The sequence below is a fragment of the Amycolatopsis pittospori genome, assembly GCF_013870525.1.
GTDB classification, from domain to species: Bacteria; Actinomycetota; Actinomycetes; order Mycobacteriales; family Pseudonocardiaceae; genus Amycolatopsis; species Amycolatopsis pittospori.
This window is the reverse complement of sequence record NZ_JACBXD010000069.1, coordinates 16,389-41,761: the sequence shown is the minus strand read 5'-3', so window position 1 is coordinate 41,761 and position 25,373 is coordinate 16,389. Positions and strand designations below refer to the sequence as shown.

The following is a 25,373-nucleotide window of genomic DNA, read 5'->3' as shown; positions in this document are numbered from 1 at the left end:
ACGGGCTGGACGCCGAGGGGGCGCGGGCGGACGCCCTGCTCGGTCTCGCGGCGGACAATCTCGGCCGCGGCAGGCTCACCGCGGCGCGGCGGCTGGTGGCCCGTGCGAACGTGCACACCGGCAACTGGCGGACCCGGACCAGGGCCGGTTGGGTGGGCGCGGAAATCGAACTGGCGAGTAACATTTCCGAGGCGGCGATCGCACCTGCGGAAATGGCGCTGGAAACGGCGCTGGACCGAGGCGCGTGCCGACATGTCGTCAAATCACGACTTGTACTCGGCGTGACGATGGCGAATGGGAGTTCCGCCCAGCGGGACCGCGCGGAGACGCTGGTCGAGGACGCTCGCGAAACCGCCGAGAAATACGAATTCAATTCACTTCTGTGGGTGGCGTACCTGGTCGCGGCCGACCTGCGGGCAGGACACGCCGATGAGTATCGATTCAGAGGGTCCGAACTGTTGCACGCAGTGTTACGGCACGCAGATCCTTGCGGGAGGTGGCTCGCCCGGGAATCTCCGTGGGTCCCCCTCTGAGAGCGTCTAGCCTGTTGGAGGGCCCATTCCGGCAACCGGGCTAAGAACTTTCAAAAAAAGCCACCGGATCGTGTCAAGGTTCGGGCTAAAGCGTCCGATAGGGGAAGTGGAATGTCACCCGGCTGCAGGAAGGAAACCCCGTGACGACGGTCTTGATCTGCGACGACCGACGCAGTGTCCGCGAAGGGCTCACTCGAGTGATGTCCGCGGTCCCAGGGGTCAGTCGCATCGACTGCGTAGCGCACGGTGACGAGCTGCTGGCCCGGTACTCCCGTCAGCCCGTCGACGTCGTGCTGGTCGGTACCCAGCGCGCCGTGCCGACTGGCGTCGAAGCCACCCGGCGGCTCGTCTCGGCGAACCCCCAAGCGAACGTGATCGTGTTCGGCGCCCCGGACGATGCGGGCAGCATCGCCGCGGCCATCGCCGGCGGAGCCCGCGGCTACCTGCGCTGGGACGCCTCGCGTCCCGAGCTGGTCGCCGCACTGGCGCACACCCTCGCCAGCACTTCGGTGCCGGCGCCGCGTCAGCCCTCCGACCCCGGTGTCCAGCTCACCGAGCGCGAGCTTCAGGTGCTCCGCGGGATGAGTCAGGGCAAGAGCAACGGACAGATCGGCCGCGAGCTGTACCTGTCCGAAGACACCGTGAAGACCCACGCGCGCCGCTTGTTCCGCAAGCTCGGTGTGCGGGACCGCGCTCAGGCGGTCGCCCACGGATTCCGCCGTGGACTCGTCTCCTGACAAGCTTTTTCTGATTTCGCTGGTCTGAATACGGCAACGGGTGACAACGGGCCGGGGGCAAGCCCCTGGCCCGTACCTGTGTTCCCTGTCACCCTTCGCACCTTTGCGCTTACCGCTCGGGCACTCTGGCCCGAGCGCGTCCGCCTCCGGGCGGATCGTCGTACCCGTCTGCGTTCCAGCTCGTTGAAAGTTCGACTACGAGCGAAAGGAACCAGGAAGACCCGGAATTTCAGCGCCCGCCGAGCAGGCGGCGCGCCGGTGACGGCCGTCAGTGAAGGCGGCCCGTCCGGGCGGTACGGTAGCTGTCACCGGTAGTGGCATCCGAAGTCACACGCCGGACTCTTTGCACGCCTATACGTAACACTGGGACTGTTGTCTGCGATGGCCAATGTGGGGGACGGACTGGATGAGCCGGTCGCCGCTGCTGTTGAGGGAGATCCTCAAGCGGTCGAGCGGTTGCTGGCGGCCATCCGTCCTTTGGTAGTGCGGTACTGCCGCGCTCGGGTTGGCAGGCAGGAGCGTTCGTTCGCTTCCGCAGACGACGTTGCTCAGGAGGTGTGTCTCGCGGTGCTCACGGCATTGCCTTCGTACCGTGATCAGGGCCGCCCGTTCCTGGCCTTCGTCTACGGGATCGCCCAGCACAAGGTGGCCGACGCGCATCGCGCCGCGGCCCGCAATCGTGCCGAACCGGTCGCCGAAGTCCCCGACGAGATCGAGGGCGGCGTCGGTCCGGAGCAGCGTGCCCTCCAGGGCGAGCTGAACGAGCGTATGTCGCAGCTGCTGCGCGTTCTCCCCGACAAACAACGTGAGATCGTGGTCCTGCGCGTGGTCGTGGGATTGTCCGCCGAAGAGACGGCCGAGGCCGTCGGGTCCACTCCGGGAGCCGTCCGGGTGGCCCAACATCGCGCCCTCGCGCGCCTTCGTAAGGTTCTGGCCGCTGAGGAGGTGATCTGAGTGACCGATCGCGACCATCGGTTCTCCCCTGGGACCGATCGTGAACTGACGGCCTTCGAGAGAGGGCTGACGTCCTCCGAAGCCGAGTTCGCCGCTGATCTGTCGGCAGTGCAGGCAGACGACGCGCTGCTCGACGCGCTCGGCGGCTCGGATCCGAAGATGGCCGACGACCTCGGCGATCAAGAACTCAACGCACTGTTGCTGGCTTGGCGGCGCGACATCGACAGTGAACCGCTCGCGGAACTCGTCGACGTCGACACCGCCGTCACCACGGTGAAGACGGCCGCGCTCGCCCGCAAACACGGGGGAAGACGCCGGCTGCTGGTCCCGGTGGCCGCCGCGGCGGCCGTCCTGGCCATCGCCTTCGCCGGTACCGGTCTCGCCGCGAAGGACGCGCAGCCTGGTGACACGCTCTGGGGCCTGACCAAGGTGCTTTACGCCGACCACGCCCGGTCGGTCGAGGCCGCCGCAGCGGCCAAGATCGACCTCGAAAAGGCCAACCTCGCGCTCGCCGGCGGGCGCCTCGACGACGCTCGTAAGGCGCTCGACGAGGCCCAGGCCGCGCTGAGCCAGGTGACCGACGAAGAGAACCGCGATCAGCTGCTCGAACAGCATCGCCAGCTCAGCGCGCAACTGCAGAACCCCGGCCAGCCGCCGCTGCCCCCGGATCAGCAGTCGCAGTCGCAGACTCCGCAGCCGCCGGCCCCGCAGCCGACGCCGCAGCCGTCCGCTTCGCCGACGTCGTTGCCCGGAGGCGGCAACCCCGGCACGAGCCTGCCGGGTACCTCGACTCCCACCCCGACTCCGCCGACGTCGACCAGTGAGCCACCTCCGCCCACGACGTCGACCACGCCGCCCGCCTCGGGCAACGACCCGGGCGGCTCGCGCAACGAGCCCTCGCCGGGTGCCGGAGCGCAGGCGCCCGCGGTGGCGGGCGAGACCACTCCGTAAAGGAGCCCCAGAACGCCGAAAGGGCCTGGTGAGATCTCTCTCACCAGGCCCTTTCGTTTTGTCCTAGTAGGCGCTTTCGTTCGCCGTGACCCCGTCCGCGAAACCACGGCAGTAGTCCCAGCTCACGTAGTCGCCGGGGTTCGGGTCGAAGGCGGGCTCGTGCGGCCGCATGCGACCGTCGGCGAGCAGCTGCTCGAGACTGGCGCGGAGCAGATGCCAGTCGTGATAGTGGGGTTCGTCGCATTCACCGCAGTCGACCACGATCCCGCGTACCCCGCGCGGTTCGAGAAGCGCCTGGTAGACGGCGAGATCGGAGAGGTCGGCCAGCAACTCGGTGCGCTCTTCGTCGCTGATCGGCTCGTCGAGCCGGTCAGCTTCGTCGATGAACGCGCGGGCCGGGTCGTCCGGGTCATCCGCGAACGGGTCTGGGGGCAACGCATCGTGCGGCACGCCTGCACGCTACCGGGCGCCCACCCGGGCCGGGCGGCCGCCCGGCCCGGATATCATGAGGGGCAGGCCCTCGCGTCGCTAGAGCGACTCGTTCATCACCGCTAGGAAGGCCCTTCGCCTGCTATGACCAGCGACAGCGTCACCGCCCCCGTCCCGAGCAAATTCGCCATGCTCGGGCTGACCTTCGACGACGTGCTGCTGCTGCCGGCCGAGTCCGACGTGGTGCCCAGTGCGGTCAGCACCCGCACCCGGCTCTCCCGCAACGTCACCCTGAACATCCCGCTGGTCTCCGCCGCCATGGACACCGTCACCGAAGGCCGGATGGCGATCGCGATGGCGCGCCAGGGCGGGATGGGCGTACTGCAGCGCAACCTGCCGATCGACGACCAGGCCGCCGCCGTCGAGGTCGTGAAGCGGTCCGAAGCCGGCATGGTGACCGACCCGGTCACGTGCTCGCCCGAGGACACCCTCGCCGAGGTCGACGCGCTGTGCGCGCGGTTCCGGATCTCCGGTGTGCCGGTGACCGACGCCGCCGGGACCCTGGTGGGCATCATCACCAACCGCGACATGCGGTTCGAGGTCGATCACACCCGCGCCGTGCACGAGGTGATGACGAAGCTGCCGCTGGTCACCGCGCAGGTCGGGGTCACCGCGGAAGCCGCGCTGGGGCTGCTGCGCCGTCACAAGATCGAGAAGCTGCCGATCGTCGACGGCGCGGGCAAGCTGCGCGGGCTGATCACGGTCAAGGACTTCGTCAAGACCGAGCAGTACCCGAACGCTTCGAAGGACACCAACGGCCGCCTGATCGTCGGCGCCGCCGTCGGTGTCGGGCCGGACGGGCACAAGCGCGCGATGGCGCTGGCCGATGCCGGGGTCGACGTGCTGATGGTCGACACCGCGCACGGGCACTCGCGCGCCGTCGTCGAGACGGTCGCGCTGCTGAAGAAGGAACTCGGCGAGACCGTCGACATCGTCGGCGGCAACGTCGCGACGCGGGCCGGCGCGCAGGCGCTGGTGGACGCGGGCGCGGACGGCATCAAGGTCGGCGTCGGGCCGGGTTCGATCTGCACCACCCGCATCGTCGCCGGCGTCGGCGTGCCGCAGATCTCCGCGATCTACGAAGCCGACCAGGCGGCCCGCCCGGCGGGTATCCCGGTCATCGGTGACGGCGGCATCCAGTACTCGGGCGACATCGCGAAGGCGATCGCGTCGGGCGCGTCCACCGTGATGCTCGGCAGCCTGCTCGCGGGCACCGCCGAATCGCCCGGTGACCTGATCCTGGTCAACGGCAAACAGTTCAAGACCTACCGCGGTATGGGCTCGCTGGGCGCCATGCAGTCGCGCGGCCAGGCGAAGTCGTACTCGAAGGACCGCTACGCGCAGGACGACGTGCTGAGCGAGGACAAGCTGGTCCCCGAAGGCATCGAAGGGCGCATCCCGTTCCGCGGGCCGCTCGCGAACGTCGTCCACCAGCTGGTGGGCGGACTGCGTTCGGGCATGGGTTACGCGGGCGCGTCCACGATCCCGGAGCTGCAGGACGCGCAGCTGGTGCGGATCACCGCGGCCGGGCTCAAGGAGAGCCACCCGCACGACATCACGATGACCGTCGAGGCACCCAACTACACCACCCGATAGTCCGCCCTTCGGGACACTTACCGCTGACGGTTCCTCCCCGGGAGACTTGGTCCGCTGATCATGTCTCCCTGGGAGGAACCGATGTCTTTTTCGCTGACCGCTTCGAGGCGGACCGCGCTGGCCGTCTTCGCCGCCGCGGCCGTCGGACTGGGTGGCGGTGTCGCCGCTTCGGCCGCACCCGCGCCCGCGCCGGTCGTCGCCGACAGCCAGGCGTCGCCGGGTGAGCTGTGGAAGCGCACCGAGCTGTACTTCGGCACCACGAAGCCGGGCGGCGGTGAGCTGACCGACGCGGAGTTCACCGCGTTCACCGACAAGGTCGTTACGCCGAGGTTCCCGGACGGGTTCACCGAGCTGACCGGGCGCGGCCAGTGGCGTGGCGCGGCCGGGGTCATCTCGCGGGAGAAGTCGAAGGTGATCATCGTCGTGTACCCGTTCGGCGACCGCGACGCGAACCGGGAACTCGAGGAGATCCGGACCGCCTACAAGAAGGCCTTCTCCCAGGAGTCCGTCCTCCGGACGGACTCCGTCGAACAAGTCTCGTTCTGACCCTTCAGCCCCACCCGCCCCATCAGAGCGCCTTTAGCGGGCTAATCGCGAAACGGGTGGGGCGAGTGGGGCTGGTGTGACTTCGAGCCCGGTTCGGGAGCCCCGTGCGCAGGTCACCCACGCGGCCTAGCGACAATGGGGTGTAACGGTCGTCGGTGAGAAGGGACTTGACGTGCGGGATCTGGTCGAGATCGGCATGGGCCGCACCGCGCGGCGGGCGTATGACCTCGATGACGTGGAGATCGTGCCGTCGCGGCGCACCAGGTCGTCGTCGGTCGTGTCCACCGCCTGGCAGATCGACGCGTACCGGTTCGAGCTGCCGCTGGTCACGCACCCCACCGACGCGATCGTGTCGCCGGGCACCGCGGTGGCCGTGGGCGAGCTCGGCGGGCTGGGCGTCCTCAACGCGGAAGGGCTGTGGGCGCGGCACCCGAACGTCGAGGACGCGATCTTCCGCCTCGTGCGGGCGGCCGAAGACACCGAGGACCCGACCGCGATCGTGCGCGAGCTGCAGGAACTGCACTCCGCCCCGATCCGGCTCGACCTGCTGACCGAGGCGATCAAGACCGTCCGCGAGTCCGGGGTCACCGTGGCCGCGCGGGTCAGCCCGCAGCACGCCGCGGAACTCACGCCGGACCTGCTGGCGGCGGGCGTCGAGATCCTGGTCGTGCAGGGCACGATCATCTCCGCCGAGCACGTGCAGCGCGACGCCGAGCCGCTGGACCTCAAGGACTTCATCGGACGGCTCGACGTCCCGGTGATCGCGGGCGGCGTCAGCGACTACCGCACCGCCATGCACCTGATGCGCACCGGCGCGGCGGGCGTCATCGTCGGCCACGGCGCCAGCCGCGGCGTGACGAGCACCGACAGCGTCCTGGGTATCGGGACGCCGATGGCGACCGCGATCGTCGACGCAGCGGCCGCGCGCCGTGACTACCTCGACGAGACCGGCGGCCGCTACGTGCACGTGCTCGCCGACGGCGGGATGAGCGTGTCCGGCGACATCGCCAAGGCCATCGCCTGCGGTGCCGACGCCGTCATGCTGGGCGCGCCGCTGGCCGCCGCCTCCGAGGCACCCGGACAGGGCCTCTACTGGACGTCGGCGGCCGCGCACCCGTCCCTGCCGCGCTCTCGGGTGGCCTTGGGACCGGATTACGCCGTAGACCTCAAGACGCTGCTCTTCGGGCCGTCCTCGGACGCTGAGGGCGTCGTAAACCTCTTCGGAGCGCTTCGCCGCGTGATGGCGAAGACGGGCTACTCGGATCTGAAGGAGTTCCAGCGCGTCGGCCTGACCGTGCGCCGCTGACCTCCCGGCACCCGGCCCGGATCGCGTTTAGCCCGCTGAACGCGATCCGGGCCGCTTTGCGCTCAGGTGCCCCACTGGTCACACAAGCCCCACTCGTTTCGCGATTAGCCCGCTAAAGTCGCTCTGCCGCCTTGGCGGCGCGGTCGATCTCCGCCCGCCGGGCTTCCCAGTGGGCCGCGTCTTGCCCGGGCGCGTCGACGGTGCCGTCCAGCTGTTCGCGGAGGATGTCGGCGTGCCCGGCGTGCCGGTTGGTCTCCGTGAGGATGTGGACCATGACGTTGAACAGCTTCACGTCAGGACGTGGCCACCACGGCACATGCCCGGGTGAATCGATGGCGAGCGCGGCGATGGTCGCGTCGGAGTGCTCCCAGACGCGCCGATAGCGGCCGATGATCTCCTCGCGCGTTTCGTACTCGGTCGCCCACAGGTCGGTGCCACGCTCGGGGATCGTCTCGGGAAACGGCCGACCGAAGACCTCGCCGAAGTACCGGGCCTCCCACGTCGCCAGGTGTTTGACCAGGCCGAGAAGGTTGGTTCCGGTCGCGGTCAGGGGACGACGGATGTCGTACTCGGACAGTCCGTCGAGCTTCGCGAGCATCGTCTCGCGGATCTCTCGCAGGTCACTGTGCAGGTATTCCTTCGCGAATTCATCGATCACAGGTACGAGGATGCCGCGTCGGCGCTCGCGCAGACGGGTGGAAGGTGACTGGCCGGTAACTTACCTCTGGTCAGGAGGAGTGGGCGGGGTTACAGTCGAGGGTGTGACTGCCAGTAACACCACCACTGAAGACGCCTTCGACTACGACGTGATCGTCGTCGGCTCCGGGTTCGGCGGCAGTGTTGCCGCACTTCGCCTGACGGAGAAGGGCTATCGCGTCGCCGTCATCGAGGCAGGGCGCCGCTTCGCCGACGACGAGTTCGCGAAGACGTCCTGGGACCTTCGCCGCTACGTCTGGGCGCCCCAGGTCGGCTGCTTCGGCATCCAGCGCATCCACATGCTCAAGGACGTCATGGTGCTCGCCGGCGCGGGCGTCGGCGGCGGGTCGCTGGTCTACGCGAACACGCTGTATCGGCCGCTGAAGCCGTTCTACGTCGATCCGCAGTGGTCCCACATCACCGACTGGGAGTCCGAACTCGGACCGCATTACGACCAGGCCAGCCGCATGCTGGGTGTCGTCACCAACCCCAGCGTCACCCCGTCGGACGTCGTGATGAAGGGCGTCGCCGAGGACATGGGCGTCGCCGGCTCGTACCACCCGACGCCCGTCGGCGTGTACTTCGGCAAGCCGGGGGAGCGCACCGAGGACCCGTACTTCGGCGGCGCGGGCCCGGCCCGCACCGGCTGTACCGAATGCGGCGCCTGCATGACCGGCTGCCGCGTCGGCGCCAAGAACACGCTGGTCAAGAACTACCTGTACCTCGCGGAGAAGGACGGCGCGCAGGTCATCCCGCTCACCACCGTGAGCGCGATCAGCCCGCTAAACGCAGGTGGGTACGAGGTCAGCATCAAGAAGACGGGGACGACTTCGCGCAAGTTCCGGCACAAGCTCACCGCCGCGCAGGTGGTGCTCGCCGCGGGTACCTGGGGCACACAGAACCTGCTCCACGGCATGCGCGACACCGCCAAGCTGCCGAAGCTCTCGCCCCGTCTCGGCGAGCTGACCCGCACCAACTCCGAGGCCATCATCGGCGCCGCCCGCACGTCGGTCGACGAGGAGCGGAACTTCAGCCGCGGCGTCGCGATCACGTCGTCGATCCACCCCGACGACAACACGCATATCGAGCCCGTCCGCTACGGCAAGGGCAGCAACGCGATGAGCCTGCTCCAGACCATCGCCACCGAGGGCGATTCGGCGGTCCCGCGCTGGCGCCAGGCGGTGAACTTCATGGTCAAGCACCCCGTCCAGACGGTCCGGCTGCTCAACGGCTACCGCTGGAGCGAGCGCACGGTGATCCTCCTGGTGATGCAGAGTCTCGACAACTCCATCACGACCTACACCAAGCGCGGTCTCTTCGGCCGCCGCAAGTACACGTCGAAGCAGGGCCACGGCGAGCCGAACCCGAGCTTCATCCCCGCCGGCCACGAGGCCAACCTCCGCACCGCCGAGCGCATCGGCGGGATGGCGGGCGGCACCTGGGGCGAGATCTTCGACATTCCGCTCACCGCGCACTTCATCGGCGGCGCGCCGATCGGCACGACGGCCGACAACGGCGTGATCGACCCGTACCACCGGGTCTTCAATTACCCGGGTCTGTCCATTGTGGATGGGTCAGCGATCACTGCGAACCTCGGCGTGAACCCGTCGCTCACCATCACCGCGCAGGCCGAGCGGGCGTTCTCGCTGTGGCCGAACAAGGGCGAAACGGACAGCCGGCCGTCGCAGGACTCGCCGTACACGCGTCTGGAGCCGATCGCGCCGAAGAATCCCTCCGTTCCGGCGGACGCGCCGGCCGCCCTACGGCGGTAAGTTGGGGGCGTGACCGCAGCCGAACGCGCACACGCCCTGCTCCATCGCGTACGCGCCCTGCACGACGAATGGGCGCGCGTGACGCGCGGGCTCGACGAGGCCACTCTCCGGGGTCCGAGCGCGTTGCCGGGCTGGACCAGGGCGCATCTGCTGTCGCACCTCGCGCGCAACGCCGACGGCCTGGTCAACCTGCTCACCTGGGCGAAGACCGGCGTCGAGACGCCGATGTACGCCGGTGAGTCGGCCAGGGACGACGACATAGAGAAGGGCGCGTACCGGTCCGTCGAGGAGATCGCCGAAGACGTGGTCGGCTCCGCGGCACGGTTGATCGAGGTCGCGGAGAGCCTCCCGGACGACGCTTGGTGGTTCCGGGTGCGCGCCCGGCAGGGCCGCGATATCCCGGCGGAGTTCGTGCTGTGGCTGCGGCTCTCGGAAACCGCCATCCATCTGGCCGACCTCGACCTCGGCTACGACTTCGAACGCGTCGCCGAACTGCTCGCCGACGAATTCCGCGTCGTGGTCGGCAACGCCATCGGGATGTACGGCGGCGAGCTGCCCGCCGTGCGGTTGATCGCCGTCAAGGCCGACGGCTCCCGCCACGAGTGGCGAATGGGGGAAGGGAAGCCGGTGCCACTGACCGGAACCGCGGGCGAGGTGCTGGCGTGGGTCACCGGTCGCAGTGACGGGTCCACTTTGGACGGCGACGCGCCCCCGCTGCCGCACTGGCTCTGACCAGAACAGGACCGCTGACTCGGTCGGGTGATCCCGGCAACCTCCCCGGGGTCCGCGCGTCTTTACCCATATGAAGCTGGGGCGAAGGACATTCCTCAAGCTCGCCGGCGCGACCGCGGTCGGGGCGGCCGCGACGGCGTGCTCGTCGACGCCCCCGGCCGGTCCGCCGACGTCGGCTCCAGGTACGTCGTTACCGCCGAGCACCAGCGTCACGCCACCGAGCGGTCCGCCGGACTGGGCCGCGCTGCGGAACAAGGTTTCGCTGCTGCTGCCGGGGGATTCCGGCTATGACGGCGCCAAACGGGTGTTCAATCCGGCCTTCGACGGCCTCAAGCCCGCCGCGATCGCGAAATGCGCCGAACCGGAAGACGTGCAGGCGGCCATCGAGGCAGCCGCGCGGCGTGTGCCGATCGCCGCCCGCAGCGGCGGTCACAGCTACGCGGGATACTCCGTGCCGGACGGCGGGCTGATGCTCGACGTCGGTGGAATGTCCTCAGTGGACGTTCAGGGCGACCGGGCCGTGATCGGCGCGGGCGCGAAACTGAAGGACGTCTACGCCAAGCTCGGTGCCGCCGGTCGTTGCCTGCCCGCGGGTTCCTGTCCGAGCGTCGGGATCGCCGGGCTGACGCTCGGCGGTGGAATCGGTGTCCTCGCACGCAAGTACGGACTCACCTGCGATCACCTGGTTTCCGCCCAGATCGTCACGGCGGACGGGAAACTCCGGACCGCTTCGGCGGAATCCGAGCCGGAGCTGTTCTGGGCGTTGCGGGGCGGGGGCGGCGGGAACTTCGGTGTGGTCACCTCGTTCACCTTCCGGACCGATCCCGCGCCGTCCGTCGTTTCGGTGTTCTCCCTGCATTTCCCGGCGGGCAGCGCGAACGACGTCCTCGCTGAATGGCAGCGATGGCTGCCGGAAGCTCCGCCGGAGTTGTGGGCGAACGTCGTGCTTTCGGGTGGATCTCCGGTCGGTGCCCGGGTTTCCGGTTGCCACGTCGGCGATTCCGCATCGCTCGGCAAGGTGCTGGACAAGTTGACCGGCAAGGTCAAGGGTACGCGGACGGTCAAGCAACTCGACTTTCTCGGTGCCATGAAGTACTTCTCCGGAAGCGAGAGCCGACAGTCCTTTGTGGCCTCGTCACGGATCCTGAGTGAACCGGCGGATCCGGCGAAGCTGACTTCGGCGGTCTCCGGCAGGCGTGGAATGGACCTGCTGGTCGACGGTCTCGGTGGCGCGGTCGCCGACATCGCGCCGGAAGACACCGCGTTCTGGCACCGGAAAGCGATCGGAAGTGTGCAGATCTACAGTCAGGCGGATACGCGTAATCGTTCCGTGGCAACGGATTCCGTCGCCGAAGTGGTGAACGGGATCGGACTGGGCGGGGGCTATGTCAACTACATCGACCCCGCCCTGCCCGACTGGATGACGGCCTACTACGGCAACAACGCCACCCGGCTGAAGCGGGTGGCGAAGACCTATGACCCGGACAAGGTGTTCGGGTTCGCGCAGGCCGTCACTCCGGGCTAGAGGTCGATGCCGGTGAAGACGGTGACCCTTTCCTCGGTGAGGTCGTGCATCGCGGCGAGGACGCCTTCCCGGCCGACGCCGGATCCCTTGACCCCGCCGTACGGCATCTGGTCCGCGCGGTAAGACGGGACGTCGCCGATGATCACGCCGCCGACTTCCAATTCGGTCGACGCGTAGAAGGCGAGATGCACGTCGCGGGTGAACACCCCGGCTTGCAGTCCGTACGCGGATTCGTTGACCGAAGCGAAAGCCTCGTCGACTCCCTCCACAATGGACACCGCGAGTACCGGTCCGAAGATCTCCTCGGACCAGGCCTTTGTGGACGGCGGGACGTCGGTGAGCACGGTCGGCTCCACCGTCGCGCCTTCCCTTTTCCCGCCGGTGAGGATCTTCGCGCCCGCGGCGACGGCCTCGTCGATCCACGCCACGATCCGCTCCGCGGCCGCCTCGTCGACGACCGGTCCCACGTCGGTGTTCTTGTCGTAGGGGTCGCCGGTCTGCTGCGTCTGCACGGCTTCCACCAACGCCGGCACGAACTCCTCGGCGACCTCGCGCTCGACGATCACCCGCTGCACCGCGATGCAGGACTGACCGGCCTGGTAATTGCCGAAGGTCGCGATGCGGTGCGCCGCGCCTTCGGGATCCGGCCAGTCGCGGAGTACGACGGCGGCCGCGTTGCCGCCGAGTTCGAGCACGACGTGCTTACGGGGCGCGGCGTCCGCCAGCGACCAGCCGACGGGACCGGAACCGGTGAACGACACGACCGGTAGCCGCGGGTCGGCGACCAGCGCCGACGTCTCCTCGTTGCCGAGCGGCAGTACCGAGAACGCGCCCTCCGGCAGATCCGTTTCGGCCAGGATCTCGCCGAGGATCAACGCGGAGAGCGGGGTGCGCGGGGCGGGTTTGACGATGATCGGCGCGCCGACGGCGAGCGACGGTGCGACCTTGTGCGCCACCAGGTTCAGCGGGAAGTTGAACGGCGCGATGCCCAGGACGGGGCCACGCGGGATGCGGCGGGTGAGCGCCAGCCTGCCCTCGCCCGCCGGGTCGGTGTCGAGGCGCTGCAGGTCGCCGCTGAACCGGCGGGCCTCCTCGGCCGCGATCCGGAACACCGACACCGCGCGCCGCACCTCGGCGTCGGCCCATTTGAGCGGTTTGCCGTTCTCGGCGGTGATGACCTCGGCGATCTCTTCGGACCGGCCGGCGATGACCCGCGAAACGTGGTCGAGCGCCGCGGCCCGGCTGTGCGCCGGCGAACGCCGGAACTCCTTCGCGACGTTCACCGCCGCGCTCACCGCGCGTTCGACCTGCTCCGGTCCGGGCACCGCGACGGTGGCGACCTCACTCCCATCGTAGGGGTGGTGCACGGTGAGCGTCGAAGCGCCCTGCTCGGGGCGTCCGGCGATCCAGGCCGGTCGCGGCTCCGGGGTGATCATGTCCATACGTAACAAGGTATTCCGAGTGGGTGTCCCAGGTGTGAACACCCACTCGACCGAGTCACGGTTTGACGAGCACCTTGAGTGCTTCGCGGTCCGCCATCGCGCGGTAGCCGTCGGGGACCTCTTCGAGCCCGATGGTGCGGTCGAAGACCTTGCCCGGCCGGTACCTGCCCTCGACGACGTCGTCGAGCAATTCGGGAATGTAGTGCCGTGCAGGGGCGACGCCGCCGGTGACGGTGATGTTGCGACGGAACAGCGGCGGGCCGATCGGACCCTCGTCGTACTGGGGCACACCGACACGGCTGATCGTGCCGCCCGCGCGGACGGCGCCGACGCCCATCTCGAAGGCGGGCTTCGTGCCGACGCATTCGAGAACGGTGTGAGTGCCTTCGCCGTTCGTCAGCTCTCGAACCTTCTCGATGCCTTCGTCGCCGCGTTCGGACACGACGTCCGTCGCGCCGAACTCGCGGCCGAGATCCGTGCGGGTCCGGTGACGGCCCATCAGGATGATGCGCTCGGCGCCGAGACGCTTCGCCGCGAGAACCGCGGAGAGCCCGACGGCGCCGTCGCCGATGACGGTGACCGTCGTCCGCTCGGTGACTCCCGCCTTGGTCGCGGCGTGGTGACCGGTCGGGAAGACATCCGAAAGAGTGAGAAGCGAGGCGAGGAGTTCGTCGTCCTCGGTATGCGGCAGTTTCACCAGCGTGCCGTCGGCCTGCGGGACGCGGACGGCCTCGCCTTGTCCGGCGTCGACGCCCTTCGCGCCCCAGAAGCCGCCGTGCAGACACGAGGTGTGGAGGCCTTCGCGGCAGAACTGGCAGGTGTTGTCGGAGTAGACGAACGGCGCGACGACGAGGTCGCCGGTTTTGAGCGTGGTGACGTCGGCGCCGACGGCCTCCACGATGCCGAGGAACTCGTGGCCGATCCGGACGCCGCGGTCGCGGGCGGGCATGCTGCCGTACGGCCAGAGGTCGCTGCCGCAGATGCAGGAGCGGACGACGCGAAGGACCGCGTCGGTGGGCTCGCTCAGTTTCGGGTCCGGGACGGTCTCGACGCGTACGTCGCCGGCGCCGTAGATGACAGTCGCTCGCAAGACGGGTCCTTTCCTGGGCTCGCCTCAGTATGGGCGCGTCGCGTTTAGCCCGCTAAACGCGATCTGCGGCCGGGCGTGCCCGATAGAGGTCGCGGAGCAGGAGGATCTCGGCGCCATGGTGGATGGCCTCCCGGTTGATGTGCAGGACGAGCGTCACGAGCGGGTACTCCGAGTACGGGCCCTCGGCCTCCCCGCACGGGCGTTCGAGGCCTTCAGCGGTGAGGCTGCGGACGCCGTCACGCCAGCGCGCGTACGCGTCGTCAAGTTGCTTCAGCGCTTCGGCGGCGGAGCCCGCGTAGGGGAAAGTCTGGTAGTCGACGGACGGTCCGTCGAAGTGCGACGCGTTCCGCATCGCGAAGACGCCGACGATGATGTGAGCGAGGCGCCAGGCGATCGTCGTCACCGGCGGGGGTGACGGCTCCGGATATGCCCAATCGATCATCAAGCGGCCGTCGTCCTGAGGACGGATCGACCAGCAGTCCTCGACGGGCTCCCAGAAGTACTCGTCGTCGGTGAGGGTGTCCAGACGAGGACGGAAGTGCTCGTTCCAGTGAAAGTCGAGCTGTTCGGACAGCTCCGCGTTCCAGTCGATGCTCATGTCCTGGGACCGTAGGCCGCCTAGCGGTCAGTCGCTGTCCTGAATCGTGTGGGGGTTGGCGGCGGGGTGACCCGGCCCACCTGGGACGATGGAGGGGAAGCGTGCTGCTCTGATCTGGAGGTCTCAGGTGCCCAGTCCCACCGGTCCGGTAATCGTCGTGGACTTCGGGGCGCAGTACGCGCAATTGATCGCGCGCCGCGTGCGTGAGGCCCAGGTCTACTCCGAGGTCGTCCCGCACACCGCCACCGCCGAAGACATCCTCGCCAAGGATCCGGCGGCCATCATTCTTTCGGGTGGACCGTCCAGTGTGTACGCGGAGAACGCCCCCGCGCTCGCCCCCGGGCTGGTCGACGCGGGCGTGCCGATCCTCGGCATCTGCTACGGCCACCAGGTGCTCGCGCAGGCGCTCGGCGGCACCGTCGAGCCGACCGGGATCCGCGAGTTCGGTCGCACCGAGGTCCGCGTCGCCGGTGAGGGCGGCGTGCTGCACGCCGGCCTTCCGGACAGGCAGCCCGCGTGGATGAGCCACAACGACAGCGTCACCAAGGCCCCCGAGGGCGCCACCGTGACGGCGTCCAGCGACGGTGCCGCCGTCGCCGGCTTCGAAGACGTCGAGCGCCGCTTCGCCGGTGTCCAGTACCACCCCGAGGTCCACCACTCGCCGCACGGCCAGGAGGTCCTCCGCCGCTTCCTGCACGACATCGCGGGTGTCCGGCCGCAGTGGACGACGTCGTCCATCGTCGACGACCAGGTCAAGCGCATCGCCGAGCAGGTCGGCGAAGGCCGCGCGATCTGCGGGCTTTCCGGCGGCGTCGACTCCGCCGTGGCCGCCGCGCTGGTGCAGCGCGCCATCGGCGACCGGCTGACCTGCGTGTTCGTCGACCACGGTCTGCTGCGCTCGGGCGAGCGCACCCAGGTCGAGCGCGATTTCGTCGCCGCGACCGGGGTCAACCTGGTGACCGTCGACGCGCGTGACCGCTTCCTCGACGCGCTGGCCGGGGTCACCGACCCCGAGGAGAAGCGCAAGATCATCGGCCGCGAGTTCATCCGCGTGTTCGAGCAGGCCGAACGCGACCTCAAGGCCGAGGGCGACTACAAGTTCCTGGTCCAGGGCACGCTGTACCCGGACGTCGTCGAATCCGGCGGCGGCGAGGGCGCGGCGAACATCAAGAGCCACCACAACGTCGGCGGACTGCCCGACGACCTTCAGTTCGAGCTCGTCGAGCCGCTGCGCCTGCTGTTCAAGGACGAGGTGCGGCGCGTCGGGCTGGAACTCGGGCTGCCGGAGACGATCGTCCAGCGGCAGCCGTTCCCCGGCCCGGGGCTCGGCATCCGGATCATCGGCGCCGTCGACGCCGAGCGGCTCGAGACGCTGCGCGCGGCCGACGCGATCGCGCGTGAGGAGCTCACCGCGGCCGGGCTCGACGGCGAGATCTGGCAGTGCCCGGTGGTGCTGCTGGCCGACGTCCGCAGCGTCGGCGTGCAGGGCGACGGGCGGACCTACGGGCACCCGATCGTGCTGCGGCCGGTGTCGTCCGAGGACGCGATGACCGCTGACTGGACGCGGCTGCCCTACGAGGTGCTGGAGCGGATCTCGACCCGCATCACCAACGAGGTCGCCGAGGTGAACCGCGTGGTCCTGGACGTCACGTCCAAGCCGCCGGGCACCATCGAGTGGGAGTGACCGGCACCCCGGCCGACCTGCGTTTAGCCCCCTAATCGCGATCTGAGCGCTCCGGTGCCCGACCCGCGTTGGGGCCTGGTCTCAAAACCCGGCGTGTCGCTAGACGAACCAACGGCCCGCCCCTGGCTCCGAACCGCCCGCCTGTGGGCCCGGCCCGACGGACCGGAGGTCTGTCAGAGAGACTGGGGGCCAGTGCCCGCCCTCTCGACCTGGAGCCTTAGATGCCACAAGGGACCGTCCGTTGGTTCGACGCCGAACGGGGCTTCGGCTTCCTCGCGCCCGAGGACGGCTCGCCGGACGTGTTCGTGCACGCCTCCGAGATCGTCGGGGACGGTGGCGCCAAAGTGCTCCGCGAGGGTCAGGCCGTCGTGTTCGAGGTCGGCGAGAACGACCGCGGGCCCCAGGCGCTGCGCGTTCGCGTCACCGCCGATGCGGCCGCCGGCAGCGCCGTGGGCCTGCTCGGCACCGTCAACTGGTACGAGCCGGGCAAGGGGTACGGCTTCGCGTCGCCGGACGGCGGCGGCGCCGACATCTTCGTGCACAGCTCCGCCATCGTGACCGGCGGCGTGGTCACCGAGGGGCAGCGGGTGGCCTTCCTGATCGTCGAAGGCGAGCGCGGCCCGCAGGCCGGGCACGTGATCCCGCTGGGAGCAGGGGCCGGCTCACCCGCTGCGGCTGGTATCGCCGACGGTGCCGACGGCACGGTGGCCTGGTACGACGAGGACAAGGGCTTCGGCTTCATCAACCCCGACTCCGGCGCCGGGGACGTCTTCGTTCACGCCCGGGCCCTGGCCGAGGGGCTGACGTGGCTCGCGGAGGGCGACCGCGTCGCCTACGAGGTGGCTAGTGGAGACAAGGGCCCGCAGGCCCGCGACGTGCACCTGGTCCGGGGCGCCGAGCCCCAGACGGCGCCGCAGCGGCCGGCACCTGCCGCGGCCGCAGGGCCGGCGGCGCGGGACGTGCCCGTACGAGGCGGCGAGGGCGTCGTCGCGCGCTACGACGACGACCGCGGCTTCGGCTTCATCACCCCGGACGCAGGCGGCGACGACCTCTTCGCCCACGCGTCCGTGATCATGGGGTCGGAGCCGCTGCAGAAGGGTGACCGGGTCCGGTACACGGTGCGTCAGAGCGACCGGGGCCCGCAGGCCGACCGCATCGAACGCCTCTGAAGAGACGGCCCCACCGACGGCTGATCACTTCCCGACGAGAGTGCTCGTTCATCCCCGTCTCCCTCGTAGTGACGGGGCCCGTCCCGACCCTAGGACCTGCTCCGCGCTCGGAAGCTCACCAGTCACCCCTGCCCAAACACCGATGTGTCCCAAACGAGTCGGCGGACGTTGATCACGGTGCAGACCAGCGTGAGTAGCGCCAGCGTGGTGCGTTCGCGTGGGGCACTTCGGCGACCGGATCGCGATTAGCCCGCTAAACGCAGGTCGTGCGCAAGGCGAAGGCCCCGGCGAGGGGCCGGGGCCTTCGGAGTGGGTGGTGCGTGAGCGGGGCCGCTAGCGGCGGCTCTTGCGGAGCGAAGCGGCGAGCAGCAGGACGCCGACGAAGATCGCGCCGCCCGCCATCACCCAGCGGAAGTCGAACCGCGGGAGCCACGAGGAGCCGTCCGAGAGGACGTACCCGGACACCAGCAGCGTCGCGATCCCGACGATCAGGGTGAACACGTCCACCCCGCGCTTCGCCGGCTGAGCCGACTCGGTCTGCGTGCTGTCGTAGTTGTCGTAGTCGTACTCAGCCACGACGCACCTCCACGTTTCCGACACCGTTCTTGACTTTCAGGTCGATCTTCTGGCCGTTGCCCGGCGCCGTGAAGTCGACCGAGTCCAGGCCGACCCCCGAGCGGGACTGGCCGAGGCAGTCGATGTCGCCCGCTTCGGTCTCGCAGGTGAGCTTCACTTCGGCGCCCATCGGCACGAGCACGGTCGAGTTGCCCGCCCCATTGGTGACCTTCGTGGTGACCGAGGTGCCCGCGGGCAGCTTGGTCAGGTCGAGGTCGATGTTCCCGGCCGAGCGGTGGTACTCCGGCAGCACGTCGGACGCCTGGTACGGCGTCGCGGTCAGGTCGCCGACACCGCCCTTCACGGAGAAGTTCTCGAACGGCACCGTGGTCAGCGCCATCCCGACGATCGCCAGCGGCACCGCCAGCCCGATCAGGCCGCGACCGCCCCGGACGAACGCCCCGGCGACCAGCCCGAGGCCGACCACACCCAGGGTGAGCCCGACGACGTGCTGAATGCTGAACCAGGACTGTCCGTCCAGGTTCAGGACGACTCCGACGCCGGCGACCAGCATGGCGATACCGAATGTCGCCGCGCCGATCTTCGACTTCCGGCGTCGCGGCATCGGCGCCGCGGGAGGCGGCGGAGGGGTCTGCGGCGGGAGGCCACCGGACGGCGACGCGTTCGGCAGGTCCCAGGCGGACGGGTCGGCGGCCAGCGGGTCCCAGCTTCCGTCAGCGGTCGCCGACGAGGCCGGTGCCGACGCCGTCGACATCGAGAACGCCGCGGTCGGATACGCGGGGGAGGGCATCACCGGCCGGTTGTACTGGCCGCGGCTGCGGTGCAGCAGGTACAGCGCGACGGCCATCAGCGCGAAGCCGATCAGCCCGGTGCCATCGGTCAGCCAGCCGCCGCTGAAGGTCCAGGACAGCCCGGGGATCAGCAGGATCAACAGCAGCACCGCGAACGCCGGGGAACTCGACGTGCGGCCACGGCCGATCAGGCCCTCGAACGCGGAGACGCTGTCCCCCTCCTGCGGCAGGAACAGCCAGCCCAGCAGGTAGAAGAAGACGCCGAAGCCGCCGAACACGGTCGCGGCGACCAGCGCGACGCGGACCACGGTCGGGTCGATGCCGTATCGGTAGCCGACCCCCGCGGCGACGCCGGCGAACTTGCGGCCGTGCGCCGGGCGGACCGGCCTGCTCCGCCAGAAATCCTTGACGGTCTCTTCGAAGCCGGCCATGGGGCCTTGCTTCGGTGTATGTGTCTCACTCCCACTCATGCCACAAAGAATGCGCTCCGCCCGCCGCTCCCACATCCGGGATCGTCCCTGAGGTTTCCCCCAGCGGGAAGAGTCAGGGGTTTCCCCGATGGATCAGTGCCCCCTGGCGTGTGACCATGGAGAACGTGCAGGAATCCGCCCCCAACGACCTCGCCGAGCAGGTGAAGCCGACGATCATCGAGCGCCCTCCGGTGCCGGTGCCCGGCAGCCTGTCCCCGGCGCCGTTCGAACCGCCCAAGATGTACCGCCGCCGGTCCGGCCGCGCCATCGCGGGTGTCGCCGGTGGGCTCGCCGACCATCTCGGCGTCAAGGTGCTCTGGGTCCGGACCGCGTTCGCGTTGCTGGCCGCGCTCAATGGCGCCGGCCTCCTCGCGTACGGCCTGCTCTGGGTCTTCGTCCAGCAGCAGTCCGGCGAGGTCGCACAGGAGAAGTCGGCCCCGAAGGAGAAGCAGCAGGCTTTCGGCCTGATGGCGCTCGGGGTCGGACTCGCCGTCGCCAGCGGCACGCTGACCGGCCTGATCAGCGGCTGGCTCGCCATCCCGCTGGCACTGGCCATGATCGGTGCGGCCGTCGTCTGGCGGGAGGCCGACGAATCGCAGCGCCGGCGTTGGCGGCTGGGTGCCAAGGGCGGTGTGGCCACGGCGTTCCTCGGCGGCGGGGGCTGGTCGGCCGCGATCCGTGTCGTCGCCGGTGTCGCGCTGGTGATGACCGGGATCGGCGTCGTCGTCCTGCAGAGCGGCAGCATCGACCAGGTCAAGTTCGCGCTGGTCGCGGTGATCGCGACGCTGTTCGGGGTGGCCGTGCTGACCGTGCCGTTCTGGTTGCGTCTGGTCCGTGACCTGTCCGACGAGCGCACCGCCCGCATCCGCACCGACGAACGCGCCGAGATCGCCGCGCATCTGCACGACTCGGTCCTGCAGACCCTCGCGCTGATCCAGAAGCAAGCGGAATCGCCGCGTGAGGTCGCGAGGCTCGCGCGTGGCCAGGAACGCGAGCTGCGCGGCTGGCTGTACGGGCCGTCGGGGTACGGCAAGAACAAGAAGACCGAAGAAGAGGCCATCAGCGGGCAGTTGTCCGAGGTGCTCGCGGCCGCGTGCGGCGAGGTGGAAGACGCGTTCGCGATCTCGGTGCAGCAGGTCGTGGTGGGGGAGGCCGTGCTGAACGAGCCGCTGACCGCACTGGTCCAGGCGGCCCGCGAAGCGATCGTCAACGCCGCCAAGCACGCGGGCGTCGAAGAGGTCAGCGTGTACGCCGAGGTCGAGCCGACGGCGGTGACGGTGTTCGTCCGGGACAGGGGCAAGGGGTTCGACCCCGACGTCGTTCCCGCCGACAGGCACGGGCTCGCGGATTCGATCCGCGGCCGGATGGAACGGCACGGCGGGAAGCTCAAACTGCGTACCGCGCCGGGTGAAGGAACCGAGGTCCAGCTGGAGATGCCGGTCAAGGCGGGGAAGGGCGCGGCATGAGGTCGCTATGCTCACATCGACAGGGCGAGTGAGGGAGCATCGTGACGGAGAACCAGCAGACGCGGGAGCCGGTCAAGGTCTTCCTCGTCGACGACCACGCGCTCTTCCGCGCGGGCGTGCGCACCGAACTGGATTCGATCACCGACGACGTACGCGTGGTCGGTGAGGCGGGATCGGTGGCCGAAGCGGTCGCGGGGATCGCGCGGACCAAACCGCAGGTCGTGTTGCTCGACGTGCACATGCCGGACGGCGGCGGCGCCGAGGTGCTCCGCCGGATCCGCCCGGAGCTGCCGGACGTCGTGTTCCTCGCGCTGTCGGTCTCCGACGCCGCCGAAGACGTGATCGCCGTGATCCGCGCCGGGGCGCGCGGGTACGTCACGAAGACGATCTCGTCGAAAGAACTCGTGCGCGCGGTCGTACGGGTCTCCGAGGGGGACGCGGTGTTCTCGCCGCGGCTCGCCGGCTTCGTGCTCGACGCTTTCGCCGACCGGCCGGGCTCCGCGCCGATCAGCGACCCGGACCTCGACCTTCTGACCCCGCGCGAGCGCGACGTGCTGCGGCTTCTCGCGCGCGGGTACGCGTACAAGGAGATCGCGTCCGAGCTGTTCATCTCGGTGAAGACCGTCGAGACGCACGTTTCGAGCGTTCTGCGGAAAACGCAGCTTTCGAACCGCTACGAGCTTTCGCGGTGGGCTTCCGACCGTCGTCTCGTCTAGATGGCGGCTGTGCTCATCGGCCTGGTGGCCTTGTTCTTCCTGGGGATGGGCCTGCTCGGGCTCGTCGCGCCGCGGCGGCTGATCCTGCCGTTCGGCATCAAGCTGGAGTCCGCGACCGCACGGACCGAGGTGCGCGCGGTCTACGGCGGCTTCGGGGTGGCGATCGCGGCGCTGCTCGGTTTCGCGGCGTTCGACGTCGGCGGGATCCAGCGGGGCGCCGCGATCGCGGTGGCCGTCGCGCTCGCCGGGATGGCCTTCGGACGGCTGGTCGCGAGGTTCGTCGAGCGACCCGAGCGCTTCTATCCGAGCTGGCTGTACTTCTGGGTCGAGGTCGTCCTGGCCGCCCTGCTCGTCGCCTCCACCTTCTGACGCCAGAGCGCGTTTAGCGGGCTAAACGCGATCCGGTGAGCCCCCAGGCCCCGTCGCATCGCGTTCAGCCCGCTAAACGCGCTCCCGCCGGTCTTGGGAGGTGCCGGGCGGCTGGAGACCGGCGGGAGCACGATTAGCCCGCTAAACGCAGGTCATGGCGCCTCCCCAGCGGCGGCGAGCGGACGCTCCACCACGGGCGCGGTAGCAAAGGTCCCTTGCTCCTTCGGGCGGAGGCGGGTCAGCGCGACCCCGCCCAGCACGACGACCATCCCGGCGATCACCCGGAAACTCAGCGCTTCGTCCAGGAACACCGCCCCGAGCAGCACCGAGACCACCGGCAGCAGGTATCCGACGATCGAGGCCGCGACGGCGCCTTCGCTCGCGAGGAGCTGGTAGTTCAGCGCGAACGCGATACCGGTCGACCCGATGCCGAGGATCACGACCGCCACGACGGCGCCGGTGCTCAGGTGCACGGGTTCGAAACCGCCCATCGGCATGGCCAGCAGCAGGAAGCCGGTCGCGATCAGCATCTGGCCGCCGGCCAGCGCCATCGGCGAGTCACCGGTGCCGGTCAGGTATTTGCCCTCGTAGACGAACGCGAACCCGTAGCTCGCGGCCGCCGCGAGGCAGGCCAGCGCGCCCCAGCTGAGCAGCCCGGATGCCTCCCAGGGCGCGAAGATCAGCATGATCCCGGCGAGACCGACGACGAGCCCGGCGACCCGGATCGCGGTCATCTTGGTCCGCGCGCCCAGCATCGGCGCGGCGAGCAGGACCCACAGCGGCGTCGTCGAGTTCAGTACCCCGGTGATCCCGGAGTCGACGGTCAGCTCGCCCCAGGCGAACAGCAGGAACGGCAGCGCGTTGTGGAAGAACGCCGCGACGGCCAGATGTCCCCACACCCGACGGTTCGACGGCAGCCTGTCCCGCCCCAGGTAGCACAGGCCGATCAGCACGGCCGCGCCGAGCGCCACCCGTGCCAGCACCAGTTGCACCGGGGTGAACGCCCCCAGTCCGATCTTGATCCAGAAGAAACTCGATCCCCACATGAGCGCCAGCGCGCCGATCCGCAGCAGGGTCTTGGTCTCGCCCACCCCAGTCCTCCTTCGTGACTGGCTCAGCTTCGCCGCGCCGACGCGTAAGGACAAGCGAAAATTACTGCAGGGATCCTTAAGAAGAACTGTAAGATCGGGGGATGCTGGACGTCCGCCGCATGCAGGTCCTCCGAGCCGTGATCAGTAGCGGTTCGATCACCGCCGCCGCCCGGAACCTGGGCTACACACCCTCCGCGATCAGTCAGCAATTGTCCACTCTGGAAAGGGAAGCGGGCGTCGAACTCCTCGAACGCGTCGGACGCGGCGTGCGTCCGACGCCGGCCGGTTCCCTGCTGTCCGAACACGCGGAGACGCTGAGCGGTCAGCTCGCCAAGGCCGAAGCCGCACTCACCGAACTCAAGGAAGGTCGCACCGGCAGGCTCGCGATCCGCTACTTCGCCACCGCCGGTGCTTCGCTCGTCCCGCTGGCCGTCGCGGCGCTGCGCCAGGATTTCCCGGGCGTCCGCCTCGACCTGAAACTCGTCGAGCCCGACGACTCGATGCCCGAGATCGAGTCGGGCAAGGCCGATGTCGCCATGATCGTGCTCCCGACCTCCACGCCCCAGGTCAAGGGCGTCGAGTACGTCCATCTCCTCGACGATCCGTACCGCGCGATCCTGCCGAAGAACCACCGGCTCGCCCGCAAACGCGTACTCGACCTCGGGGAGCTCGCCGAGGATCCCTGGGTCGGCGTCGACGGTCTCCCGGGCGCCTGCCGCGACATCCTCCTCGGCGCCTGCGGCGCGGCGGGTTTCTCCCCGAACCACGTCGTCGAATCCGAGGATTACCAGACGGCGCAAGGGTTCGTGGCCGCAGGACTCGGGGTCGCGCTGATCCCGGAACTCGGTCTCGGCGCGCCGCATCCCGGCGTCGCGATCCGCAAGGTCCGCCGTCCAGACCCGGTGCGCTCGATCCACGCGGCCGTCGCCGCGCACGCCAGGGAACACCCCGCGGTACGGCGATTCCTCAGCGCGATCCGCGAAGCCGCGAAGGCCGCTTAGACCAGGAAGAGCTCCGCGAACAGCACACCGATGAGGATCGCCGCCACGACGGCGCCCGCCGTGATCAGCCACTTCCGCGTATCGGCCGACTTCGCCGAAGCCGCGGCGGAAGTCGCGGTGGGAGCGGGCGCGTACTGCTGCTGAGGCGGCGGCGCGAACTGCTGCGGCGGCTGATACTGCGGCTGCGGCGGCTGGTGCTGGGGGAACTGCGGAACAGGCTGTTGCGGTGCCTGCGGATTCTGCGTCGGGATCGGCATCGAGGCCGGAACCGTCGGCATCGCGGGCGCCGTCGGCGGGATGAACGCCGTCTGCCGCCCCTCCGTGATCGCGCCCAGCGAGCGGACCGTGTCCGCCATCGTCGGCCGCGAATCCGGCTCGGCCCGCAGCATCTTGCGCAGCGCGCCGGCCAGCGGCCCGGCGGTCTGCGGCGGCCGCTCCGAAGATTCGCCGTCCTCACCGAACGGCGGCACGCCCTCGACGGCGGTGTACAGCGTCGCGCCCAGCGAGAACACGTCGGACGCCGAAGTCGCCGGTTCGCCGCGCGCCACCTCGGGCGCCCGGTAAGCCGGACTCGCGCCGCCACCGGTGATGCCGATGTCGGTGAGCTTCACACCGCCGTCGTCGGCCAGCAGGACCGTGCCCGGCTCGACGGTCCGGTGCACCACCCCGGCCTCGTGCATCGCGGCCAGCGCGCGTCCGAGCATGATGCCCAGCGTCGCGGCCTGCTCCGCGGTCAGCCTGCCGTGCTCGGCCAGGAAGGTCGCCATCCCGCGTGACGGGATGTACTCCATCACCAGCCAGACGTCCGGCCCCTCGGGCAGCACGTCGTACACCTTGATCGCGGTGGCGTGCTCGAACTTGGCCGCGGTCTTGCCCTCTTGGACTACGACCGCCTTGGCCTGTTCGGCGCGATCCGGCGGCAGGCCGACGGGCAGGTACATGCGTTTCATCGCGACCGTGCGGAGCAGACGCGTGTCGAACGCCAGCCACACGATGCCCGCCCGGCCACGCCCGATGGGCTGGTCCAGGCGGTACCGGCCGCCGACGATGGAACCTTCAGAACTCAATTGCAG

At 69.5% G+C, this 25,373-nt stretch carries 24 protein-coding genes and 1 pseudogene; 16 read left to right on the top strand and 9 right to left on the bottom strand.

Annotated elements, in window-relative coordinates; translation table 11 throughout:
- The 4 genes and pseudogenes from H5J31_RS29860 to H5J31_RS29845 all read left to right on the top strand — a co-directional run.
- Positions 1 to 533, top strand: a pseudogene (locus tag H5J31_RS29860) (hypothetical protein); the annotation flags it as partial.
- A 140-nt stretch (positions 534 to 673) separates the two neighbouring features.
- Positions 674 to 1,270 (top strand): response regulator transcription factor, encoded by a 597-nt coding sequence (locus tag H5J31_RS29855; protein ID WP_003073605.1) that lies wholly within the window; start codon positions 674 to 676, stop codon positions 1,268 to 1,270.
- Positions 1,271 to 1,651: 381 nt separating this feature from the next.
- Complete coding sequence (locus tag H5J31_RS29850) at positions 1,652 to 2,224, top strand: sigma-70 family RNA polymerase sigma factor (protein WP_037314832.1); 573 nt, start codon at positions 1,652 to 1,654, stop codon at positions 2,222 to 2,224.
- Positions 2,225 to 3,175 carry an anti-sigma-D factor RsdA gene (locus tag H5J31_RS29845; RefSeq protein WP_181775996.1) on the top strand — a complete coding sequence of 317 codons (951 nt, stop codon included), beginning with the start codon at positions 2,225 to 2,227 and terminating at the stop codon, positions 3,173 to 3,175.
- A 63-nt stretch (positions 3,176 to 3,238) separates the two neighbouring features.
- Here the strand turns inward: H5J31_RS29845 and H5J31_RS29840 are convergent, their stop codons facing one another.
- Positions 3,239 to 3,625 carry a DUF5319 domain-containing protein gene (locus tag H5J31_RS29840; protein ID WP_181775995.1) on the bottom strand — a complete coding sequence of 129 codons (387 nt, stop codon included), beginning with the start codon at positions 3,623 to 3,625 and terminating at the stop codon, positions 3,239 to 3,241.
- Positions 3,626 to 3,748: 123 nt separating this feature from the next.
- Between H5J31_RS29840 and guaB the strand changes: the two genes are divergently transcribed.
- From guaB to H5J31_RS29825, 3 genes are all read left to right on the top strand, one after another.
- Positions 3,749 to 5,260 carry an IMP dehydrogenase gene (gene guaB, locus H5J31_RS29835; RefSeq protein ID WP_181775994.1) on the top strand — a complete coding sequence of 504 codons (1,512 nt, stop codon included), beginning with the start codon at positions 3,749 to 3,751 and terminating at the stop codon, positions 5,258 to 5,260.
- A gap of 81 nt (positions 5,261 to 5,341) precedes the next feature.
- Positions 5,342 to 5,806 (top strand): DUF3574 domain-containing protein, encoded by a 465-nt coding sequence (locus H5J31_RS29830; RefSeq protein ID WP_181775993.1) that lies wholly within the window; start codon positions 5,342 to 5,344, stop codon positions 5,804 to 5,806.
- A gap of 172 nt (positions 5,807 to 5,978) precedes the next feature.
- Positions 5,979 to 7,112, top strand: a complete 1,134-nt coding sequence (locus tag H5J31_RS29825; protein ID WP_181775992.1) for a GuaB3 family IMP dehydrogenase-related protein — start codon at positions 5,979 to 5,981, stop codon at positions 7,110 to 7,112.
- A 112-nt stretch (positions 7,113 to 7,224) separates the two neighbouring features.
- Here the strand turns inward: H5J31_RS29825 and H5J31_RS29820 are convergent, their stop codons facing one another.
- Positions 7,225 to 7,770: a DinB family protein gene (locus H5J31_RS29820; RefSeq protein ID WP_181775991.1), complete on the bottom strand. Its 546-nt coding sequence runs from the start codon at positions 7,768 to 7,770 to the stop codon at positions 7,225 to 7,227.
- Positions 7,771 to 7,873: 103 nt separating this feature from the next.
- Here H5J31_RS29820 and H5J31_RS29815 point away from each other — a divergent pair, with 103 nt between their 5' ends.
- The 3 genes from H5J31_RS29815 to H5J31_RS29805 all read left to right on the top strand — a co-directional run bounded on the left by H5J31_RS29815 (position 7,874) and on the right by H5J31_RS29805 (position 11,837).
- On the top strand, positions 7,874 to 9,580 hold the full coding sequence (locus tag H5J31_RS29815) for a GMC oxidoreductase (protein ID WP_181775990.1): 1,707 nt from the start codon (positions 7,874 to 7,876) through the stop codon (positions 9,578 to 9,580).
- A gap of 9 nt (positions 9,581 to 9,589) precedes the next feature.
- Entirely contained in the window at positions 9,590 to 10,312 is a 723-nt protein-coding gene (locus H5J31_RS29810) for a maleylpyruvate isomerase N-terminal domain-containing protein (protein ID WP_181775989.1), read from the top strand.
- A 70-nt stretch (positions 10,313 to 10,382) separates the two neighbouring features.
- On the top strand, positions 10,383 to 11,837 hold the full coding sequence (locus H5J31_RS29805; RefSeq protein ID WP_181775988.1) for an FAD-binding oxidoreductase: 1,455 nt from the start codon (positions 10,383 to 10,385) through the stop codon (positions 11,835 to 11,837).
- Here the strand turns inward: H5J31_RS29805 and H5J31_RS29800 are convergent.
- The 3 genes from H5J31_RS29800 to H5J31_RS29790 are packed head-to-tail and all read right to left on the bottom strand — an operon-like array spanning position 11,834 to position 14,967.
- Entirely contained in the window at positions 11,834 to 13,279 is a 1,446-nt protein-coding gene (locus H5J31_RS29800) for an aldehyde dehydrogenase family protein (RefSeq protein ID WP_181775987.1), read from the bottom strand. The genes H5J31_RS29805 and H5J31_RS29800 overlap by 4 nt on opposite strands.
- A gap of 55 nt (positions 13,280 to 13,334) precedes the next feature.
- Entirely contained in the window at positions 13,335 to 14,369 is a 1,035-nt protein-coding gene (locus H5J31_RS29795) for a zinc-dependent alcohol dehydrogenase family protein (RefSeq protein WP_181775986.1), read from the bottom strand.
- 52 nt (positions 14,370 to 14,421) lie between these two features.
- A complete protein-coding gene (locus H5J31_RS29790; RefSeq protein WP_181775985.1) occupies positions 14,422 to 14,967 on the bottom strand; it encodes a DinB family protein in 546 nt (181 codons plus the stop codon).
- A gap of 127 nt (positions 14,968 to 15,094) precedes the next feature.
- On the opposite strand from H5J31_RS29790, the gene guaA reads away from it, so the two are divergent.
- Both guaA and H5J31_RS40275 read left to right on the top strand, forming a co-directional pair.
- Complete coding sequence (guaA, locus tag H5J31_RS29785) at positions 15,095 to 16,651, top strand: glutamine-hydrolyzing GMP synthase (RefSeq protein ID WP_328701647.1); 1,557 nt, start codon at positions 15,095 to 15,097, stop codon at positions 16,649 to 16,651.
- A gap of 221 nt (positions 16,652 to 16,872) precedes the next feature.
- Positions 16,873 to 17,820 (top strand): cold shock domain-containing protein, encoded by a 948-nt coding sequence (locus H5J31_RS40275; RefSeq protein ID WP_181775983.1) that lies wholly within the window; start codon positions 16,873 to 16,875, stop codon positions 17,818 to 17,820.
- Positions 17,821 to 18,153: 333 nt separating this feature from the next.
- Here H5J31_RS40275 and H5J31_RS29775 read toward each other — a convergent pair whose 3' ends face one another.
- A complete protein-coding gene (locus H5J31_RS29775; protein WP_181775982.1) occupies positions 18,154 to 18,396 on the bottom strand; it encodes a hypothetical protein in 243 nt (80 codons plus the stop codon).
- Positions 18,389 to 19,657, bottom strand: coding sequence for a PspC domain-containing protein (locus H5J31_RS29770; protein WP_181775981.1), 1,269 nt, complete (start codon positions 19,655 to 19,657; stop codon positions 18,389 to 18,391). Before H5J31_RS29770 ends, H5J31_RS29775 begins: the two co-directional genes overlap by 8 nt.
- A gap of 110 nt (positions 19,658 to 19,767) precedes the next feature.
- On the opposite strand from H5J31_RS29770, the gene H5J31_RS29765 reads away from it, so the two are divergent.
- From H5J31_RS29765 to H5J31_RS29755, 3 genes are read left to right on the top strand one after another with little or no spacing between them, the layout of a single operon-like run.
- The gene (locus H5J31_RS29765) at positions 19,768 to 21,123 is read left to right on the top strand and encodes a PspC domain-containing protein (protein ID WP_181775980.1); all 1,356 of its coding nucleotides are present in this window, start codon (positions 19,768 to 19,770) and stop codon (positions 21,121 to 21,123) included.
- Positions 21,124 to 21,164: 41 nt separating this feature from the next.
- Entirely contained in the window at positions 21,165 to 21,839 is a 675-nt protein-coding gene (locus H5J31_RS29760; protein WP_181775979.1) for a response regulator, read from the top strand.
- Positions 21,840 to 22,208: a DUF4345 family protein gene (locus tag H5J31_RS29755; protein WP_181775978.1), complete on the top strand. Its 369-nt coding sequence runs from the start codon at positions 21,840 to 21,842 to the stop codon at positions 22,206 to 22,208.
- 152 nt (positions 22,209 to 22,360) lie between these two features.
- Here H5J31_RS29755 and H5J31_RS29750 read toward each other — a convergent pair whose 3' ends face one another.
- Complete coding sequence (locus tag H5J31_RS29750; protein ID WP_181775977.1) at positions 22,361 to 23,299, bottom strand: DMT family transporter; 939 nt, start codon at positions 23,297 to 23,299, stop codon at positions 22,361 to 22,363.
- 101 nt (positions 23,300 to 23,400) lie between these two features.
- On the opposite strand from H5J31_RS29750, the gene H5J31_RS29745 reads away from it, so the two are divergent.
- On the top strand, positions 23,401 to 24,300 hold the full coding sequence (locus H5J31_RS29745; RefSeq protein WP_181775976.1) for a LysR family transcriptional regulator: 900 nt from the start codon (positions 23,401 to 23,403) through the stop codon (positions 24,298 to 24,300).
- Here the strand turns inward: H5J31_RS29745 and H5J31_RS29740 are convergent.
- Positions 24,297 to 25,367, bottom strand: a complete 1,071-nt coding sequence (locus H5J31_RS29740) for a serine/threonine-protein kinase (protein WP_181775975.1) — start codon at positions 25,365 to 25,367, stop codon at positions 24,297 to 24,299. The genes H5J31_RS29745 and H5J31_RS29740 overlap by 4 nt on opposite strands.
- Between the last annotated feature and the right edge of the window lie 6 nt (positions 25,368 to 25,373).